12 protein-coding genes are annotated in these 18059 nt (G+C 59.0%); 4 read left to right on the top strand and 8 right to left on the bottom strand.

What is annotated here, in order from left to right:
* Positions 1 to 540: 540 nt before the first annotated feature.
* From preA to I2I05_RS07935, 8 genes are all read right to left on the bottom strand, one after another.
* Entirely contained in the window at positions 541 to 1929 is a 1389-nt protein-coding gene (gene preA, locus I2I05_RS07970; protein WP_196281707.1) for an NAD-dependent dihydropyrimidine dehydrogenase subunit PreA, read from the bottom strand.
* Between the two features lie 131 nt (positions 1930 to 2060).
* Positions 2061 to 3386 carry an FAD-dependent oxidoreductase gene (locus I2I05_RS07965; protein ID WP_196281706.1) on the bottom strand — a complete coding sequence of 442 codons (1326 nt, stop codon included), beginning with the start codon at positions 3384 to 3386 and terminating at the stop codon, positions 2061 to 2063.
* 157 nt (positions 3387 to 3543) lie between these two features.
* Complete coding sequence (locus tag I2I05_RS07960) at positions 3544 to 4410, bottom strand: nitrilase-related carbon-nitrogen hydrolase (RefSeq protein ID WP_196281705.1); 867 nt, start codon at positions 4408 to 4410, stop codon at positions 3544 to 3546.
* Positions 4411 to 4456: 46 nt separating this feature from the next.
* Positions 4457 to 5830 carry a dihydropyrimidinase gene (hydA, locus tag I2I05_RS07955; RefSeq protein ID WP_196281704.1) on the bottom strand — a complete coding sequence of 458 codons (1374 nt, stop codon included), beginning with the start codon at positions 5828 to 5830 and terminating at the stop codon, positions 4457 to 4459.
* A gap of 97 nt (positions 5831 to 5927) precedes the next feature.
* Positions 5928 to 7280 (bottom strand): aminotransferase class III-fold pyridoxal phosphate-dependent enzyme, encoded by a 1353-nt coding sequence (locus I2I05_RS07950; RefSeq protein WP_196281703.1) that lies wholly within the window; start codon positions 7278 to 7280, stop codon positions 5928 to 5930.
* 353 nt (positions 7281 to 7633) lie between these two features.
* The gene (locus I2I05_RS07945; protein ID WP_196281702.1) at positions 7634 to 9106 is read right to left on the bottom strand and encodes a CoA-acylating methylmalonate-semialdehyde dehydrogenase; all 1473 of its coding nucleotides are present in this window, start codon (positions 9104 to 9106) and stop codon (positions 7634 to 7636) included.
* Positions 9107 to 9314: 208 nt separating this feature from the next.
* Entirely contained in the window at positions 9315 to 11276 is a 1962-nt protein-coding gene (locus tag I2I05_RS07940; RefSeq protein ID WP_196281701.1) for a WG repeat-containing protein, read from the bottom strand.
* Positions 11277 to 11336: 60 nt separating this feature from the next.
* Positions 11337 to 11813 carry a DUF6799 domain-containing protein gene (locus I2I05_RS07935; protein WP_196281700.1) on the bottom strand — a complete coding sequence of 159 codons (477 nt, stop codon included), beginning with the start codon at positions 11811 to 11813 and terminating at the stop codon, positions 11337 to 11339.
* Positions 11814 to 12082: 269 nt separating this feature from the next.
* On the opposite strand from I2I05_RS07935, the gene I2I05_RS07930 reads away from it, so the two are divergent.
* The 4 genes from I2I05_RS07930 (at position 12083) to I2I05_RS07915 (ending at position 18044) form a co-directional block, all read left to right on the top strand.
* Positions 12083 to 12910, top strand: a complete 828-nt coding sequence (locus I2I05_RS07930) for a phosphatase PAP2 family protein (protein ID WP_196281699.1) — start codon at positions 12083 to 12085, stop codon at positions 12908 to 12910.
* Between the two features lie 270 nt (positions 12911 to 13180).
* Positions 13181 to 14830: a TldD/PmbA family protein gene (locus I2I05_RS07925; protein WP_196281698.1), complete on the top strand. Its 1650-nt coding sequence runs from the start codon at positions 13181 to 13183 to the stop codon at positions 14828 to 14830.
* A gap of 135 nt (positions 14831 to 14965) precedes the next feature.
* Entirely contained in the window at positions 14966 to 16285 is a 1320-nt protein-coding gene (locus tag I2I05_RS07920) for a TldD/PmbA family protein (RefSeq protein WP_196281697.1), read from the top strand.
* A gap of 106 nt (positions 16286 to 16391) precedes the next feature.
* A complete protein-coding gene (locus tag I2I05_RS07915; RefSeq protein WP_196281696.1) occupies positions 16392 to 18044 on the top strand; it encodes a TldD/PmbA family protein in 1653 nt (550 codons plus the stop codon).
* Positions 18045 to 18059 lie beyond the last annotated feature (15 nt).

The raw sequence follows: 18059 nt of genomic DNA, 5'->3' as shown, positions 1-18059 counted from the left end.
CTAACAGCAAAAACGGGCCACTCACAGTTTCGTGCGAGTGGCCCGTCTAACTTGAAAGTCTGTACCAGGCTGGCTTAATCCGACCGCCGACGGCTGTGTCCGTAGTTGCCATCCGAGCGCCGGTAGCCGCTGGTGTTGTTGCGGTAAGCGCCGTCGTTTCGGTACGCTCTGTATCGCCCCCGATAGGGCTGGCGATAATACGGCCCCGGCACTACAACTACCGGTCGGGGCGGGTAGTAATAAGGCCGAACCGGCCCATAATACGCTCGGGCGGGTGGACCATACCCATAGTCAACCCCGACGCCGACTCTTGAGGCACAACCGCTTAAAAAGAGTAAACACAGCCCCAAGACAACCATTAAGGATTTAGATTTCATGGCCGACTGCGCCGAAGCGCAGGATTAACGAGTGAAAGCTATTCCTAGAACAAATTTTAGTCCAGAACAAGTGCGCCCTTACCATAATAAGTCCACAGGCCTATAGCTTTTTACGGCTGTTTTAGACCACGGTTTACCTTCGCAATTCAGCTACGCACCCGTCCTAAACAACCGTTGGCAGTTCGGTTTCACCAGAATAAATCCGGGCTTTGCCAGGGAGCGTTTTGTGGCGTTCCTTGCCCAGTGCGGCGGCGGGCTCAGGTACCCAATGGTGGCGGCCACCCGCCCGCTCGTCGTTGAATTCGGTGGGCGCGGTGCCCGCTTCTACCCGCTCCTTCCAGGTGAGGTGCTGGGTGCCGTCATCGGTGCGGTCCATCGTGATGCAGTCTTCCACGGGGCACACCAGCGAGCACAGGTTGCAGCCCACGCAGTTCTCCTGAATAATTTCCGGCACCCGGGTATCGGCATTGAGCTTGATGGCTTGGTGGGCACCGTCCTCACAGGCCGTGTAGCACAGCTGGCAGCCAATGCATTTCTCCTCGTGGATGTTGGCCGTTACCTTGTACTTCATGTTGAGTTGCTCCCACGGCAACACATTCGGCAAGGCTTTGCCCACGAAATCGTAGATGGTGTTGAAGCCTTTCTCCACCATGTACTGCTCCAGGCCAGTCGTCATTTCCCGAATGATGCCGAAGCCGAAGTGCATGGCCGCCGTGCACACCTGCACACTACTGGCACCGAGCAGGATATGTTCCACCGCGTCCCGCCAGTTCTCAATGCCGCCAATGCCCGAGATGGGCAGGCGCACGTCGGGGTGCTGGGCGCAGTTCTTCACCATATTAAGGGCAATGGGTTTCACGGCCGGGCCGCAGTAGCCCCCATTCGTGCCCTTGCCGTCCACAATGGGGTAGGGAGCAAACTGGTCGAGGTCGACGCCCACAATGCTCTGGATGGTGTTGATGAGCGAAATGGCATCGGCCCCGCCGCGCCGCGCCGCCATGGCGGGCTCGGTAATGTCAGAGATGTTAGGCGTGAGCTTCACGATGACGGGCTTGGTGGCCACTTCCATCACCCACTCCACTATCATCTGCAGAATCTTGGGCTCCTGCCCCACCGCGGAGCCCATGCCGCGCTCGCACATGCCATGCGGGCAGCCGAAGTTCAGCTCGAAGCCATCGGCGCCGGCGTCCTGGCTTTGGCGCACGATGTCGTGCCACTCCTGCCGGCTCTGCACCATGAGCGAGGCGATGACGGCGTGGTTCGGGAAGCGCTTTTTCACTTCCTCAATCTCGCGCAGGTTGTCGGCCAAGGGCCGGTCCGAAATCAGCTCGATGTTGTTGAAGCCGACCAGGCGCTTGTCGCGGTAATTCACTCCGCCGTAGCGGCTCGACACGTTCACGACGGGCACACCCAGTGTCTTCCACACCGCGCCGCCCCAGCCGGCGTCGAACGCCTTCATTATTTGGTAGCCGGAGTTGGTGGGCGGAGCTGAGGCCAGCCAGAACGGATTCGGCGATTTGATTCCGGCAAAATTTATTGAGAGGTCGGGCATAATTTCTATTCTCCAAAACGTCATGCTGAGCGCAGCCGAAGCATCTCGCTCGCATCGTTGAATGATTTATTTACTACCACATGCGAGATGCTTCGGCTGCGCTCAGCATGACGGGCTTTTGACAGAGTAATCTACTTGCTTAAGTAGGCATGAATGCCGCGGGCTGTCAGTTTGGCTTCGGCCGCCGCGTTTACCACTTCGGCGCCGCCGTTCCAGGCATCGCCGGAGGCGAAGTACTTAGGATTGGAGGTTTGCCCGGTGTGCGCGTCGGCCACGATGCGGCCTTTCCCGTCCAGCTTCAGGCCAGGAATCAGTTGCAAAAACTCCGTTTGCTTGGCTTGGCCAGTAGCTTTAATCACCATGTCGCACGGCTCCACGAACTCGGAGCCGGGCACTTCCGATACTTTCCCATCCTTGGTTTCGGTGCGAATAAATTTCACGCCCGCCACGTAGCCATTGCCCACAATCTCCACTGGCGCCACGTTGAACAAGCCCTTCACCCCTACGCCTTTGGCCAAATCATACTCGAATTCGTAGGCCCCCATTTCTTCCTTGGCGCGGCGATAAGCCAGAATGACTTGCTCAGCCCCGAGGCGGGAAGATTCCGAGGCGGCATCCATGGCGGTGTTGCCGCCGCCCAGCACAATCACCTTGCGGCCCACGTTCACCTGGTGGTGATGCTGCCGCAACTCGGCAATAAATTCCACTGCGCCAGTGCAGTTAATCTTGTCTTCGCCCGGCAACCCCAATTCGTTGGTTTTGCCCAAGCCAATTCCGAGGAAAATGGCGTCGTATTTATTCTCCAATTCCACTAACTCCTCGCGTGAATTAATGGGCGAATTGAACTGGGTATTGTAGCCGAATTGGGCTTGCAGATAATCCATTTCAGCCAGCGTTTCCTCGTTGGTAATTTTGTACGGGGCAACGCCGTAAACCGTCAGGCCCGAAGGCTGCGCTTTGGCCTCGAACACATCGACGGAATATCCCAAAGCACGCAGCTCGCACGCGGCGGAAATACCGGCTGGGCCAGCCCCAATCACGGCCACACTTTTGCCATTGGCCGCCCCGGGACCAAACAGTTTTTTGCCGCTTTCAATCACCTTGGTGGTGGCGTAGCTCTGCAACCGGCCAATCTCAATTGGCTTCACCTCCTGCAAGTTGTACACGCAGGCACCTTCGCACAGTACTTCCGTGGGGCACACTTTGCCGCAGGCATTGCCGAAGTAATTGGCCTCATAAATAGTGCGCGCCGCCCCGGTGTCGTTGCCCGAATTAATCTGCCGAATGAACTGCGGAATGTCAATCCCCGAAGGGCAGGCTTTGATGCACGGCGCATCGAAGCAAAACAGGCAGCGCGAGCTTTCGTACAGCGCCTCCGTGCGGTTCATGTGCGGCTTGAGCTGCGCGAAATTCAGCTGAAATTCCTGCTCGGTGGTGGGGGTGTGAAATTCGGGCATTTGGTCGGAAATGAATTCTAATAGCACGTCATGCAGAGCGCAGCGAAGCATCTCGCGTGAATCGTTAACCGGTTGATTTGCTGTTGCACGCGAGATGCTTCGCTGCGCTCTGCATGACGACTTCAAAAGCGGCTTGAGCAGAGCTATTGGGAGGTCCTTACAGCTCCACCAATTTCTCGTAGGTCTCGGGCCGACGGTCGCGGAAGAACTGCCAGGTGTTGCGCACTTCGTCAATCATGTCGAGGTCGAATTCGGCAATCAGCAATTCGTCTTTGTATTCATCGGCTTGCGCGATGATTTGACCGCGCGGGTCCACGAAATACGAAGTGCCGTAGAAGCGGCCCAGATTCCAAGGTTTCTCCTCACCAACGCGGTTGATGCAGCCCATGAAATAGCCGTTGGCGGCGGCGTGCGCGGGCTGCTCCAGCTTCCAGAGGTACTGCGAGAGGCCGGCCACGGTAGCCGAGGGGTTGTACACGATTTCGGCCCCGTTCAGGCCCAGCACACGGGCGCCATCGGGGAAGTGCCGGTCGTAGCAGATGTACACGCCCACTTTGGCGTACTTGGTTTGGAATACCGGGTAGCCTAGGTTGCCGGGCTTGAAGAAGAACTTCTCCCAAAAGCCGGAGGTGTGGGGAATGTGGTTCTTGCGGTACTTGCCGAGGTAGGTGCCGTCGGCATCAATCACGGCGGCCGTGTTGTAGAGGAAGCCAGCGGCTTCGCGCTCGTACACGGGCACAATCATCACCATGTTGTACTTCTTGGCGTATTCGGCCATGCGCTCGGTGGTGGGACCGGGCACGGCTTCGGCCGAGGCGTACCAGTCCTTGTCCTGACCGGGACAGAAATACGGGGTGTTGAAAATCTCCTGCAAGCAGAGAATTTGCACGCCCTGCCGGCCGGCCTCCTCAATCAGCGGAATGTGCTTCTGCACCATGGCCTCCTTGATTTCTTCAATGGTGCCTTCGCCTTCGGTCATCGGCAGGCTCATCTGAATCAAGCCGGATTTGATAATTCTGGACATTGTGTTTTTGATGGGTGAGATTTTACAATTGAAGTAGTCTGCGGAGCTAGATATTGGTCTTGCCGCGCTTGATAAACTGTCCGTAGCCTTTTGCTACTTTGGTTTCGCCGGCATCCACGGCCACTTGGCCGCGCAGCAGCACCGTATCTATTTTGCCGGTTACCTCCCAGCCTTCGTAGGCCGAATAGTCACAATTCATGTGGTGGGTATCTGCGGAAATGCGGTGCTTTTTTTGCGGGTCAAATATCACCAAATCCGCGTCGGCACCAATGCTAATGGTGCCTTTGCGCGGAAACATGCCGAAGATTTTGGCCGCGTTGGTGGAGGTGACTTCTACAAATTTATTGAGGGTGATTTTACCCTTATTAACACCTTCTGAAAACAACAATTCCATGCGGTGCTCAATGGCCGGGTGCCCGTTCGGAATCTTCGAAAAATCGTCCTTGCCCATCAACTTCTGCTCCCACATAAAGGGGCAGTGGTCGGTGCCAACCACATTCACCAATCCCTGATTAAGGCCGGCCCACAGTGTAGCTTGGTCTTTTTTCTCCCGCAACGGCGGCGACATGACTACTTTGGCGCCGTTGGCCTCGTCCTCATACAGCCGCGCATCGAGCAGCAGGTATTGAATGCAGGTTTCCACCAGCACGCGCTGGTTGCGCTGGGTGGCGCGGCGTACCTGGTTGAGCGCGCCTTCGCAGGTGAGGTGCACGATGTAGGCATTCACGCCCGTGTAGTTGGCAATGTCGGCGAAACGGCCCGAGGCTTCGGCTTCCGTCACTTCGGGCTGCGAGAGGTAATGGTAGAGCGGCGTGAGTTTGCCCTGCGCCCGGTGCTGTGCAATGAGCGTGTCAATCATGTCGCCGTTGGTGGCGTGGGCGGTCACGAGGCCGCCGTGCTTTTTCACTTCCTGCATCAAACCCACCATCTGCGCGTCGTCAATCATGAGCGCGCCCTTGTAGGCCATGAAGGTTTTGAAGGACGTAATGCCCTCGGCAATCATGTCCTTGATTTCCTCCTTGGTGCTCGGGTTGAAGTCCGTCACGGCCATATGGAAGCTGTAGTCGCCCACCGCATTGCCGGTGGCGCGGCCACTCCATTCATCAAAAGCGGCGCGAAGCGAATTCCCCTGCTTTTGCAGAATGAAATCGATGACGGTGGTGGTGCCGCCGTGCAGCGCCGCGCGGGTACCGGTTTCGTAGGTATCGGAGCTGAAAGTGCCCATGAACGGCATCTCCAAATGCACGTGCGGGTCAATGCCCCCGGGCACGATGATTTTTCCGGTGCAGTCGATAACCTCCGCCCCCTCAGCCGACAAATTGCGGCCGATGGAAACGATGCTTTCGCCTTCAATCAGGATATCACAGACGGCGTCCGAATCGGCGGTGACGACGCGGCCGTTTTTGAGGAGAATGGACATATGAGAAGTAGCGCAGACTTTGTAGTTCGCGCCCCGGAACGATTTGGTTGAAAGTATAGATGCGCGAAGACGCGGACTACAAAGTCCGCGCTACGGCCTAGTTCACGTGCTTATCCGCAATGCTGATGGCTTCGGAAATAATGGCCAACCCTTCGTCGATTTCATCCTTCGTAATGTTCAGCGGCGGGCAGATGAAGATGTAGCTCCAACGCACGAAGGTGTACATGCCCAGCTCGCGGATTTTGGCGGCGACTTGGTTCATGACGTCCATCTGGGCGGGCGTGGCGTTCCAGGGCGCCATGGGCTCTTTGGTGCTGCGGTTTTTCACTAGTTCCAGGCAGCCGAAAAGGCCGGTGTTGCGCCAGTCGCCAATGCTGGGGTGGTGGCGCATGAGCTGGGCCACTTGCTCGTCCATGTACTTGCCCATCTCCACGGTATTTTCGAGCAGATTGTCTTCTTCGTAGATATCGAGCACGGCCACAGCGGCGGCGCACGATACGGGGTGCGCCGAGTAGGTCAGGCCGAGCGGCAGCGGCTTGTCGTCAAATGATTTGGCGATGGTTTCGTCCACCATCACCGCCCCCAACGGCAGGTAGCCGGCCGTGATGCCCTTGGCCATGCACATGATGTCGATTTTGACATTGTGATGGTCCGACCCGAACCACTTGCCGGTGCGGCCGAAGCCCGACATCACCTCATCGGCAATGAGCAGGATGCCGTGCTTGTCGCAGATTTCGCGGATGCGCGTCCAGTAACCGGGGGGGTACTTGATGCAGCCCGACGTGCCCGACTCCCCTTCCATAATGATGGCGGCCACGCTGCCGGGATTTTCGTAGCCAATGATGCGCTCCATGGCCTCGGCGGCGCGCTGGGCGCACTGCTCGGGCGTTTCAGAGTACCAGGGGCAGCGGTAGAAATACGGGTTTTCAACGTGCACCACATTGGGCATGGCCTGGCTATCCACAGCAAACTTGCGCGGGTCGCCGCCGGCGCTCATCGCGCCGTAGCTGGCCCCGTGAAACGACTGGTACAGCGTCACAATCTTGTGGCGGCCGGTGTAGACCCGCGCCAGCTTGATGGCATTTTCAATGGCCTCGGCCCCACCCAGCGTGAAGAAAGCTTTGGTAAGATTGGGTGCGGTGATTTCGGCCAAGCGCCGGCCGAGGTCGCCGCGGGCCTTGGTAATCATGCCGGGGTATACGTAGCTGAGCTCGCGCATCTGGGCAGCCACGGCCTCGGTCACGCGCTGGTCGCCGTGGCCGATGTTCACGTTCATCAACTGCGAGGAGAAGTCGAGGTAGCGCTTGCCGTCGCGGTCCCACACGTACACGCCCTCGGCGCGCTCGGCGTTGATAGGATTCAGGCCCGTTTGCTTCGACCACGAGAACAGCGTGTGGTCGAGGTTGTCGTGCAGGATTTGGTCTTTGTCGGTGGCGAAGGTGGTTTCCATGAAAAGTCGAGGAAAGGAATTAGGGAAACGGAAGCGGAAGACTCCCCTGTTGAGCGCAACAACTTACGAAGCAATGGGCAGCCTTCTATCTCTGCGGCTCAGTGCGAATAAGGTGTTTGGGTGAAGTGCGCTTTTCAGAAAAGCCCTCCGTTCCGCCACGGCGCGGGGCGGAATCGCGACGTGTTGAGTGGGAATTCTCGTGGTGAGTTGGTTGGGTTTTTATTGTAGAATTGAACGTCATGCTGAGCGCAGTCGAATCATCTCTACCGCCATACTAAAACAGATTACTTGCGCGGTAGAGATGATTCGACTGCGCTCAGCATGACATTCTTTTCATTGACGTTCTATCCGGGCTAGCTCATCCAATTCACGCGCGACTCGGGATTCCACTTGGTCGTGGTTTTCTTGAGCTGCGTCCAGAATTCGATGGAGCTTTTGCCGGTGATGTCGCAGGCGCCGAACTTGGAGTCGTTCCAGCCGCCGAAGGAGAAGGGCTCGCGGGGCACGGGCACGCCGATGTTCACGCCTATCATACCGGCGTTGGCGTGGTCCATCACGTAGCGGGCGCTGCTGCCACTGCTGGTGAACACGGCGGCGGCGTTGCCATAGGGGTTAGCGTTTTCGATGGCAATGGCTTCGTCCAGCGTGTTGGTGCGCATGATGGCGAGCACTGGGCCGAAGACTTCTTCCTTCGCGATGCGCATGTCGGGTGTGACGTAGTCAATGACGGTGGCGCCTACATAGTAGCCGTCTTCGTGGCCGGGCACCACGGCGTTGCGGCCGTCGAGCAGAACTTTGGCACCAGCCGCCTCGGCTTCGGTGATGTGCTGCTCGATGCGCTCCTTGGCTTCTTTGCTAATAACGGAGCCCAGGTTCTGGCCGACTACAATCTTGCGGGCTTCTTCCACGATTTTGGCCACGATGCCATCCACCGCGCCCACTCCTACCATGGTGGAGCCGGCCATGCAGCGCTGGCCCGCGCAGCCCGACATGCTGGCGGCTACGTTCGACGCCGTCATTTCGGGGTGGGCGTCGGGCAATACCATCAAGTGGTTTTTGGCGCCGCCGAGGGCCACGCAACGCTTCAGGTTGCTGGTAGCGCGGATGTAAACGACTTTGGCAATTTTGGTGGAGCCCACGAAGCTCACGGCCTGGATGTCGGGGTGGTCACAGATGGCTTCCACGATTTCCTTATCGCCGTTCACCACGTTCAGCACGCCATCGGGCAGGCCGGCTTCTTTCAGTAGCTCGGCGATTTTTACGGCGCTCAGCGGCACTTGCTCCGAGGGCTTCAGAATCATGGTGTTGCCCAGCACAATGGCGTTCGGGATGGTCCAGTGAGGCACCATGTTGGGGAAGTTGAACGGGGCAATGCTGGCCACCACGCCCAGCGGCTTGCGCTCGGCGCGGGCTTCCACGCCCTTGCTTACTTCCAAAAACTCTCCTTGGATGAGCTGCGGCATGGAGCAGGCAAACTCGGTCAGCTCGATGGCTTTTTCGACTTCGGCGCGGGCTTCGTCATAGGTCTTACCGTTCTCCTCGCGCACGAGGTCGGCGAGGGCTTTCATGTCGCGCTCGAGCAGCGTTTTGTAGCGATAAAAAATCTGGACCCGTTCTTTAATAGGAGTAGCCGACCACGATGGGTAAGCCGCTTTGGCAGCTTCCACGGCCGCGTTGAGGGCCGCCGCGCCGCTCAGGGGCACCGTTGAAATCAAGGCCCCGCTGATGGGGCTGAACACGTCCATGGTGGCCGTAAGGGCCCCATCAACCATTTGGCCGGCCACGTAATTGCGGATGGCAGGATACTTTAAAGTTTGAGCTTCCATATTACCTTAGGGTTGAGCGGGGCGCAAGCTAAGATTTTTGCGGGAAAACAAACAGCCCTCCCATCTATTCCTGGAGAAAAATGTAGCAATGCCACAGCCAGCGGCACTGATACATTCTAGGAAAGTGGAATGGCCTCGGGACCCGCAACGGAAGTGCTCAAGGCTGGGCTGGCATGCCTGCCAACGGCTGTCCCAAATTCTGGGGGCTCTACTTCACCTCTTCCCCGTCCTTGTCAATCAAGAAGCTGCGACCGTTCTGCGTTACCCGAGCCTGGCCTTGGTCAAAATCGGCGACTTGGGTGTAGCGGCCAAACGGCTTGGTGCCACGGCTGGGGTCCTCTAAATAATCTGGCGTGATGTAGGTGTAGCCATCGGCTAGATTCACCCGGGCCAAGCCGTCCACAAATGAATAGGCTTCGGTGAATATGACGGCGGGCGTATCGGGGCTGTTGGGCCCGGAAATATAATGCCACCCCCGGTAGTCGAGCACGGCGGCGTAGCCCTCGGAAAAGTCGAGGGCATTAAAGTAAAAATGGTCGAATTCTACCCCCTCCTTGTCGATGAAGGTGTACGTATCGCCCACCCGCACGCGGGCAAACCCACCGGCATACGGATTCAGCGCGTCATAGGCGGGCGCGACAACCTCCTCCCCCTTTTCGTTGAGAATGCCGAAAACGTGGTCTTGGGCTACCACGGCCTGGCCGGCGGTGAAGGGACTGGCCGACGTGTACTTGGCCGGAACTACGGGCTTGCCATTGGCATCGGCGTAGCCCCAACGGCCATTTTCCTGAAATGGAACCAGGGGCGTATCCCCCGCTTGGCTCAGCGCCCAGCCCAGCAGGCCAAGTGCGACCAAACTTCCCGCCGCGATAGCAACCCGCGGGCGTTGCCGGCCCCTCTCCCGCAACTGCTGCCATTGAGATGCCGCCCATGGAACCGCCTGGGAATTTGGCCGCTTAGGGCGGTTAGAAATAGGCGCATGCCCCGGTGCGGCACCAGTCGGGCGGCTATCCGCAGTGCCTAGGCCTGCCGCATGGGGCACACTGACGGCCTGGGGCACCGGCTGTGAATTCAGTTTCTCGATAAGCTGGCCCAGCTGCTGAATCTTTGTATCCAGCTCCTGGTTGCGGGCCGCCGACTCAGCCCGCGAGGCCTGCATGGCAGCTTCCAGCGCCTCCTTCTCTCTATTTTCGATGGCCAGTCGGGCTTCCAGCGCGGCGGCCTCGGGGGCTATGGCGGGGGCCTGGGCCAGTTCGGCGCGAAGCTGGGCAATGCTGCGCTCGCGTTCGGTTTCGCGGGTTTCCAGCGCGCGGAGCTGGCTGCTGAGGTCGGCTTGCATCTGTTGGCGCAGTTCCTCAAGCTGCTGTTTTTCCTGGGTGCGGGCGGCAGCCGCCGTTGGGTTATAGCCGTAGGCGGGGTCGTCGTCGGGCACATCGGCCGCGCCGAGCCACCGCCACAGCGCGCCGGCCTTCTGGCTCAGAAAACCAGCAGCATTCGCGGCCTCGGCCGCAGGCCCCATTGCCCCGGCGTGTTGCGGAGGCGAAACAGCATCGGCCGAACCCGCCTCAGCCGTTTCGGGCGCTTGCTGGCGTTCGGCAAAGGCCGCCCATTCGGCGGCCCACTCGGCCAGGTCGTCGGGGGTCAGATTGATTTCGGGGGTAGCCAGCTGGCGCAGACAGTGGGAGAATTCTGCGAGGTCACTTAAAAGCTGAAAACTGCTGGGGGCGCTACTCAGGGCCGGCTCCACATCGGGGCCGAACGTGACGGGGGCCGCAAAAAGTACCCCGCTGGAAACAAAGCGCAGGTTGACCTGCTCGGAACTGTACCGGGCACCAAGCCACGCTTCCAGCTCTTGCTTTTGCTGCACCAATTGCTCGAACGGGTTGTCAAATCCCTCTGCGCCCGGCAGAGGAATTCCATCGAGCTGCCAACGGCCATATCCCAATGCCGGGATGCACAAGCGGCCGCCTTTGGGCACAAACGCCAGGAGTGTGATGCCGTGCGGCCGCAACACCACCGCATCGAGGGCCGTGGAGCCGTCTTCGAGCACCAGGTTGCCGAGTAGCAAGGAGTCAGTGGCCACCTCGGCGTGCAAGGCCGCAAGCACGGCGGCGTATTGTTGCGCCCGGATTGCCTCCGCAAAAGGCGAGGCGATAAAACTATAAACCATAATAATGCAAAATCAGGGATGAGAAGCTGGCGCGCCGGCCACTGCGGCTAGCCACCGTCGTTAGTCGTCCCCCCCCTTCCAGCGGCCCTTACCTTTGCCGCGGTTCTTTTTGGCTTTCTTGTGCTTAGAATAACTTTTCTTCTCGTCCTCATCGTCGGTGCCGAATAGCTGCTCCAAAATCGAGTGGGACGGGGCCACTACACTGCGCTGGGCGGTGGGGGTAGCTAGCGCTAGCCGGCCGTCGGCCGCCATGCGCACGGCTACGGGCTGGCCTTTCAGGTCGCAGCCCTGGCCTTCGCGCAGCTCGGTGCGCTTGCCGGTGGCGCTCACCACAAACCCGTCTTTGGTTACGGTGGCGCCCGTGGGCAGGTGCGCGTCGCGCGTCATGAGGCGGGTCTGGCCGTTACGCACCACGTGCATCTGGCCGTTGCGGCGCTGGTAGCCATCGTTGCTATCGGCAGTCTGAGCGCGAACAGCCGGGGTGCTGGCCATAAGCAGGCAAGCCGCTCCGAAAGCTCGTAGGGTAAATTTCAACATAGTGAATTGTACTGAATCGACGGCCTGCCCCGCGCCGGGGCGGTTGCCGAAGGCCGTATACGTCAAAGCAGATGCCAGGCCGGTTGAAGTCCGCTTTATTTCTTCCTTAGGCATAAAAGACAAAGGTAAAGCCTCATGCTGTGCAAGTTTTGGAGCGCAAAGACGGCTCAGGCGCTGCGCGTAGCGTTACTTTCCCCTCATTGCTGCTCCTGCCCGGCACGTTTTCGCCAGGCAACCGTATTAGCAGCGGCTCCCGCTCAACCTTGAACTTGAAAAAAACTTTAATGCGCGCACTACTGCTGAATCGATTTTTAGGCATTCTGCTGATTTTTTCTGGCTTGAACCCAGCCCTGGCCCAGATTATTCCGGCCCCGCCGGCTGCGGACACCACGCGGAAATACGCAAACCCAAGCGGCGTTTCTGACCCGGTGAAAGCCCCGTGGTACAAAGGCAAGCTGGTGAGGGCAGTGGCCATTCCGGCCCTGATGATAGGCTATGGCGCCATCACGGCGCAGGGCGATGCGGGCATCAATCGCAGCAGCCGGGAGTTCGTGCAGAAGCAATTCCGGCCGGTAAGTACCATGATTGACAACACCGTAATTTTCCTGCCCTACCTCGAATTGGGAGCCGTGGCGTTGGCAGGCGTTGAGTCCCGGGATGACCGCCTCAACGTGCTGCTCATCATTGCCAAGGGCGAGGCCATCATGCTTGCCTCGACCTATGCAGTGAAGTACCTGAGCCGCGAAACGCGCCCCAACGGCGAGGACAAGCTGTCGTTTCCGTCGGGGCACACGGCGCAGGCGTTTTTGGCGGCTAGCATCGTGCATACCGAGTTTCGTGACAAAAGCCAGTGGTACGGCGTGGGGGCTTATACCATTGCCACCAGCGTGGCCGCGCTGCGGATGATAAATAACAAGCACTGGCAGAGCGACGTGGTGGCCGGCGCCGGCTTTGGCATTCTTTCGGCTCACTTAGCGTACCTCTCGCACCGCAACCGCTGGGGCCGCAAGCCCATTGGCCGGGGCATCGGCATGGCCCCCGCTTATTTCGGCAACGGCACCTCGGGGTTAACCCTCACTTGGCGGGCCACCAAGTAGCCGACACAACCCAAGGATTTCACTTTTCTCTTAACTTAAGTCAGCATGTAGCAGCCTTTTATTGGCGGAACTGTGGTTTCGCTAACGGGCTGTGACTTGCACCCCATAATCTTTTAGCTGCTGCAAATAGCTTCAGAATAGAATTTTGTTCAAACTAGACCTAAGTTTGAGCAGTGACGCAACGGCGGGCCTTTCTTATTGTCATTTCAGTTAAGATTTGGGTCCATCTTCGCGAATCTGCTTTTTGTATAACAGAACTTCTATTCTCTTTTGAAACGTCGCGACTTTGTGGGACTTTCCGGCCTAGCGGCTGGTGCCCTGTTTCTCCCCAGCCTCCCCAGTTTGGGCGGCACCCCGATTGACCCGTCACGCTTATTGGAAGGCATCGACCCAGCAGTAAAAAAACGCATGGCCGACGCCGCGCTGAATGCCGCCAAAGCCGCCGGTGCCACCTACGCCGACGTCCGGATTGGCCGCTACCTCAACCAAAGCATTTTCACCCGCGAAAAGCAGGTGCAGAATATCGCCAGCGGCGAAAGCTTTGGTGCCGGCGTGCGGGTGCTGGCCAACGGCACCTGGGGCTTTGCGGCCACCAATTCGGTGAGTGAAGCCGGCCTAGCCAAAGCTGCTCAGCTGGCCGTGGCCATCGCCAAAGCCAACGCCAAAGTGCAGAAGGAAAAAGTGGTGCTGGCCCCCCAAAAAGGCTTCGGCGAAGTGACTTGGAAAACGCCCATTCAGCAAAATGCTTTTGAGGTGCCGGTGGCCCAGAAAGTGGAGCTGCTGCTGGCCGCCAACGCCAAAGCCACGGACAACGGCGCGTCGTTCGTGAACTCCTCGCTCTTCCAAATCAACGAGCAGAAGTACTTCGCCAGCACCGACGGCTCCTACATCGACCAGGACGTGCACCGCATCTGGCCCACGTTCAGCGTCACGGCCATCGACCGGGCCACCGGCAAGTTCCGGAGCCGCGATGCGTTGAGCGCGCCCATGGGCCTGGGCTACGAATACCTCGCGCCCAAAGCCGCCGACAAGATTCCGGGCGCGGCCGGCACCGGCCTCATCGGCTACCGCAACAGCTACGACATCCTGGAAGACGTGACCTTGGCGGCCAAACAGGTGAAACAAAAGCTAACCGCGAAGTCGGTGACGCCGGGCAAGTACGACCTCGTGCTCGACCCCAATCACCTGGGTTTGACCATTCACGAGAGCGTGGGCCACCCCACCGAGTTGGACCGGGTGCTGGGCTACGAAGCCAACTACGCGGGCACTTCATTTGCCACCTTGGAATGGAAGGCTAAGAAGATTCCCTACGGCTCGAAGCTGGTGAACATCGTGGCCGACAAGCTGCAGCCCGGCTCGCTCGGCGCGGTGGGCTACGACGACGAAGGCGTGAAAACCAAGCAGTGGAACATTATCAAAGAGGGTGAGCTCGTGGATTACCAGAAGACCCGCGACCAAGCCCATATCGTGGGCCAAAACGAATCGGACGGCTGCTGCTACGCCGACTCCTGGGACTCGGTACAATTCCAGCGCATGCCCAACGTGAGCCTGCAGCCCGGCAAAGCCAAGCTGAGCGTGGACGACATGGTGCGCGGCGTGGACAAGGGCATTTACATTGCCGGCCGCGGTTCCTATTCCATTGACCAGCAGCGCTATAATTTCCAGTTTGGCGGGCAGGTGTTCTACGCCATCGAGAAAGGCAAAATCACGGAAATGATTGAGGACGTGGCGTATCAGGCCAACACCCAGGAATTCTGGAACAGCTGTGCCGCCATTTGCGACGAGTCCGATTACCGCTTATTCGGCTCTTTCAACGACGGCAAGGGCCAGCCCTCGCAGAGTTCGGCCGTGAGCCACGGCTCGGCCACCACCCGCTTCAACGGCGTCAACGTAATCAACACGGCCCGCAAAATCGGCTAATTGTTCGTCAGACCGTCATGCAGAGCGCAGCGAAGCATCTCGCGTGCAATAAGTAATTAGTGGCGGCACGCGAGATGCTTCGCTGCGCTCTGCATGACGGTCTGAGTTTATAAAGTTTATCAGCACCCCAACTCAATGGCCATTCTTTCTCAAACCGAGGCGCAGGACATCCTGAAAAAAGTCCTCTCCTATAGCACTTCTGACGAGTGCGAAGCGACTCTCAACGGCAGCATCAGTGGCAACGTCCGCTCGGCGCGCAACACCATCAGCACCGCCGGCACGGCCGATAACGTGTCGCTGGCCGTGCAGTCGCGCTTCGGCAAGCGCAGCGGCGTGGCTACCTGCAACGAATTCGACGAAGCCAGCCTGCGCCGCTGCGTGCAGCGCGCCGAGGAAATTGCTAAGCTCGCGCCCGAAAGCCCGGAGTACGTGCCCTTCCTGGGCCCGCAGAAATACCTGGCCTCGCCCGCGTCGTTTGCCCAGCGCACGGCCGACATCACGCCCGACTACCGCGCCCAGCAGATTGGGGCCAGCATGGCGCTGTGCGAAGCCAAGAAACTGTCCTCCGCCGCCTTTTTTAGCGACTCTTCCGGATTTGTGGCCAAGCGCAACACCAAAGGACTGGAAGCATACCAGCGGCTGACCAACCTCGATTTCACCATTACGGTGCGCACACCCGACGGCACGGGGTCCGGCTATGCCATTGCCAACTTCAGCGACCTGGCCAAGTTTGACGCCGCCCGCCTCACCCGCGTGGCCGCCGACAAAGCGGCCTCGTCGGTGAAGGCCCGGGCCATTGAGCCAGGCAAGTACACTGTCATCCTGGAGCCCGCCGCGGCCGTGGAAATGCTGAGCAACATGATGCGCTCGATGGACGCGCGCAACGCCGACGAAGGCCGCAGCTTCCTGAGCAAAAAGGGCGGCGGCAACCGCAAGGGAGACAAGCTGTTCGATGAACGGGTGACCATTTACTCCGACCCCACGAACGCCGAAATTCCTGACCTGACTTTTTCGGGCGATGGCCGTGCCCAACAGAAAGTGACCTGGATTGAGAAGGGCGTGGTTAAAAACCTGTACTCATCGCAATTCTGGGCGCAGAAATCCGGCAGTCCCGACATCCCACCTCCCGGCGGCTGGATTATGGAAGGCGGCACTCAAAGCACGGCCGACCTGATTAAGGGCACCGCCAAAGGCATTTTAGTGACGCGCCTGTGGTACATCCGGGCCGTAGACCCGCAGACGCTGCTCTACACCGGCCTCACCCGCGACGGAACCTTCTACATTGAGAATGGGCAGATTAAATTTCCGGTGAAGAACTTCCGCTTCAATGAAAGCCCGGTCATCATGCTCAACAACCTGGAAGCTGTGGGCAAGCCTGTGCGCCTGGGCGGCAACCTGGTGCCCCCACTCAAAATCCGGGACTTCACCTTCACCAGCCTCTCGGACGCGGTGTAGCGCGGACTTTTAGTCCGCGTTTATATAGGCTTAGCCCCCTTCTCTTTTTGCAATTTCTTACGGTTCATGCGCGGACTCGCAGAGTCCACGCTACATTTTTCTCCTCATGAAAAGACGTGACTTTGTGGGACTATCCGGCCTAGCGGCTGGCGCCCTGTTCATTCCCAACATCCCGAGCTTTGCCGGCAACCTAGTGGACCCTGCTCGTTTGCTGGAGCCCGGTGTTGACGCAGCGATGAAAAAGCGGCTAGCCGATGCCGGCCTGAATGCCGCCAAAGCTGCGGGTGCCACCTATGCCGACGTGCGCATTGGCCGCTCCCTCAACCAAAACGTCTTCACCCGCGAGAAGCAGGTGCAAGGCATCACCAGTACGGAAAGCTATGGCGTGGGGGTGCGCGTGATTGCGAACGGTACTTGGGGCTTTGCCGCCACCAACAACGTGACCGAAGCGGGCATTGCCAAAGCCGCCCAACTGGCCGTGCAAATTGCCAAAGCCAACTCCAAGGTGCAAAAGGAACAGGTGAAGTTGGCTCCGGTGAAGGGGCACGGCGAGGTGGCCTGGAAAACGCCCATTCAACAAAACGCCTTTGAAGTCCCGATTAAAGACAAAGTTGATTTGTTGCTGAGTGTCAATGCTAAAGCCTTGGAGATGGGCGCCTCGTTTATCAACTCCACCATCCAGCAGGTGAACGAGCAGAAATACTTTGCCAGCACCGACGGCTCCTACATCGACCAGGACATTCACCGCATTTACCCCAGCTTCGGCGTGACGGCCATTGACCGGGCTTCGGGCAAATTCCGGACGCGGCAGGCGCTCAGCTCGCCCATGGGCTTGGGCTACGAGTACCTCTCGCCCAAGGCCGCGGATAAGATTGCCGGGCCGGCCGGCTCGGACGTGGTGGGCTACAAAAACAGCTACGACATGCTGGAAGACGTGGCCTCGGCCACCAAGCAAGTGAAGCAGAAACTGACCGCCAAGTCGGTGACGCCGGGCAAATACGACCTCGTGCTGGACCCCCATCACCTGGGTCTAACCATCCACGAATCGGTGGGCCACCCGCTGGAACTAGACCGCGTGCTGGGCTACGAGGCCAACTACGCGGGCACCTCGTTTGCCACGCTGGAGTGGAAAGCCAAGAACATTCCTTACGGCTCGAAGCTGGTGAATATTGTGGCCGACAAGCTGCAGCCCGGCTCCCTGGGTGCGGTGGGTTTTGACGACGAAGGCGTGAAAACCAAGCAGTGGGACCTCATCAAAGAAGGCAAACTGGTGGACTACGAGAAGATTCGCGACCAGGCGCACATGGTGGGCCAGAACGAATCGGACGGCTGCTGCTACGCGCAGTCGTGGCAGGACGTGCAGTTCCAGCGCATGCCCAACGTAAGCCTGCAGCCCGGCAAAACCAAGCTGAGCGTGGACGAACTGGTGAAGAACGTGGATAAGGGCATCTACATCGCCGGCAACGGCTCGTTCTCCATCGACCAGCAGCGCTTTAATTTTCAGTTTGGCGGGCAGGTGTTCTACGCCATTGAGAAAGGCCAGATTACCGGCATGTTGGAAGACGTGGCCTACCAGGCCAACACCCAGGAATTCTGGAACTCCTGCGCGGCCGTTTGCGACCAGAGCGACTACCGCTTATTTGGCGCTTTCAACGACGGCAAGGGCCAGCCCTCGCAGAGCTCGGCCGTGAGCCACGGCTCGGCCACCACGCGCTTCAACGGCGTCAACGTCATCAACACGGCCCGCAAAATCGGTTAATTAATTCCTTCGCCC

The organism is Hymenobacter jeongseonensis, assembly GCF_015694725.1.
Lineage (GTDB): Bacteria > Bacteroidota > Bacteroidia > Cytophagales > Hymenobacteraceae > Hymenobacter > Hymenobacter jeongseonensis.
Note: the sequence above shows the minus strand (reverse complement) of the source record. Positions and strands in the feature narration are given on the sequence as shown.

Coding starts and splice junctions, on each gene's coding strand:
- preA (WP_196281707.1), bottom strand. CDS start 1,929: ATGCCCGACCTCTCAATAAATTTTGCCGGAATCAAATCGCCGAATCCG.
- I2I05_RS07965 (WP_196281706.1), bottom strand. CDS start 3,386: ATGCCCGAATTTCACACCCCCACCACCGAGCAGGAATTTCAGCTGAAT.
- I2I05_RS07960 (WP_196281705.1), bottom strand. CDS start 4,410: ATGTCCAGAATTATCAAATCCGGCTTGATTCAGATGAGCCTGCCGATG.
- hydA (WP_196281704.1), bottom strand. CDS start 5,830: ATGTCCATTCTCCTCAAAAACGGCCGCGTCGTCACCGCCGATTCGGAC.
- I2I05_RS07950 (WP_196281703.1), bottom strand. CDS start 7,280: ATGGAAACCACCTTCGCCACCGACAAAGACCAAATCCTGCACGACAAC.
- I2I05_RS07945 (WP_196281702.1), bottom strand. CDS start 9,106: ATGGAAGCTCAAACTTTAAAGTATCCTGCCATCCGCAATTACGTGGCC.
- I2I05_RS07940 (WP_196281701.1), bottom strand. CDS start 11,276: ATGGTTTATAGTTTTATCGCCTCGCCTTTTGCGGAGGCAATCCGGGCG.
- I2I05_RS07935 (WP_196281700.1), bottom strand. CDS start 11,813: ATGTTGAAATTTACCCTACGAGCTTTCGGAGCGGCTTGCCTGCTTATG.
- I2I05_RS07920 (WP_196281697.1), top strand. CDS start 14,966: ATGGCCATTCTTTCTCAAACCGAGGCGCAGGACATCCTGAAAAAAGTC.
- I2I05_RS07915 (WP_196281696.1), top strand. CDS start 16,392: ATGAAAAGACGTGACTTTGTGGGACTATCCGGCCTAGCGGCTGGCGCC.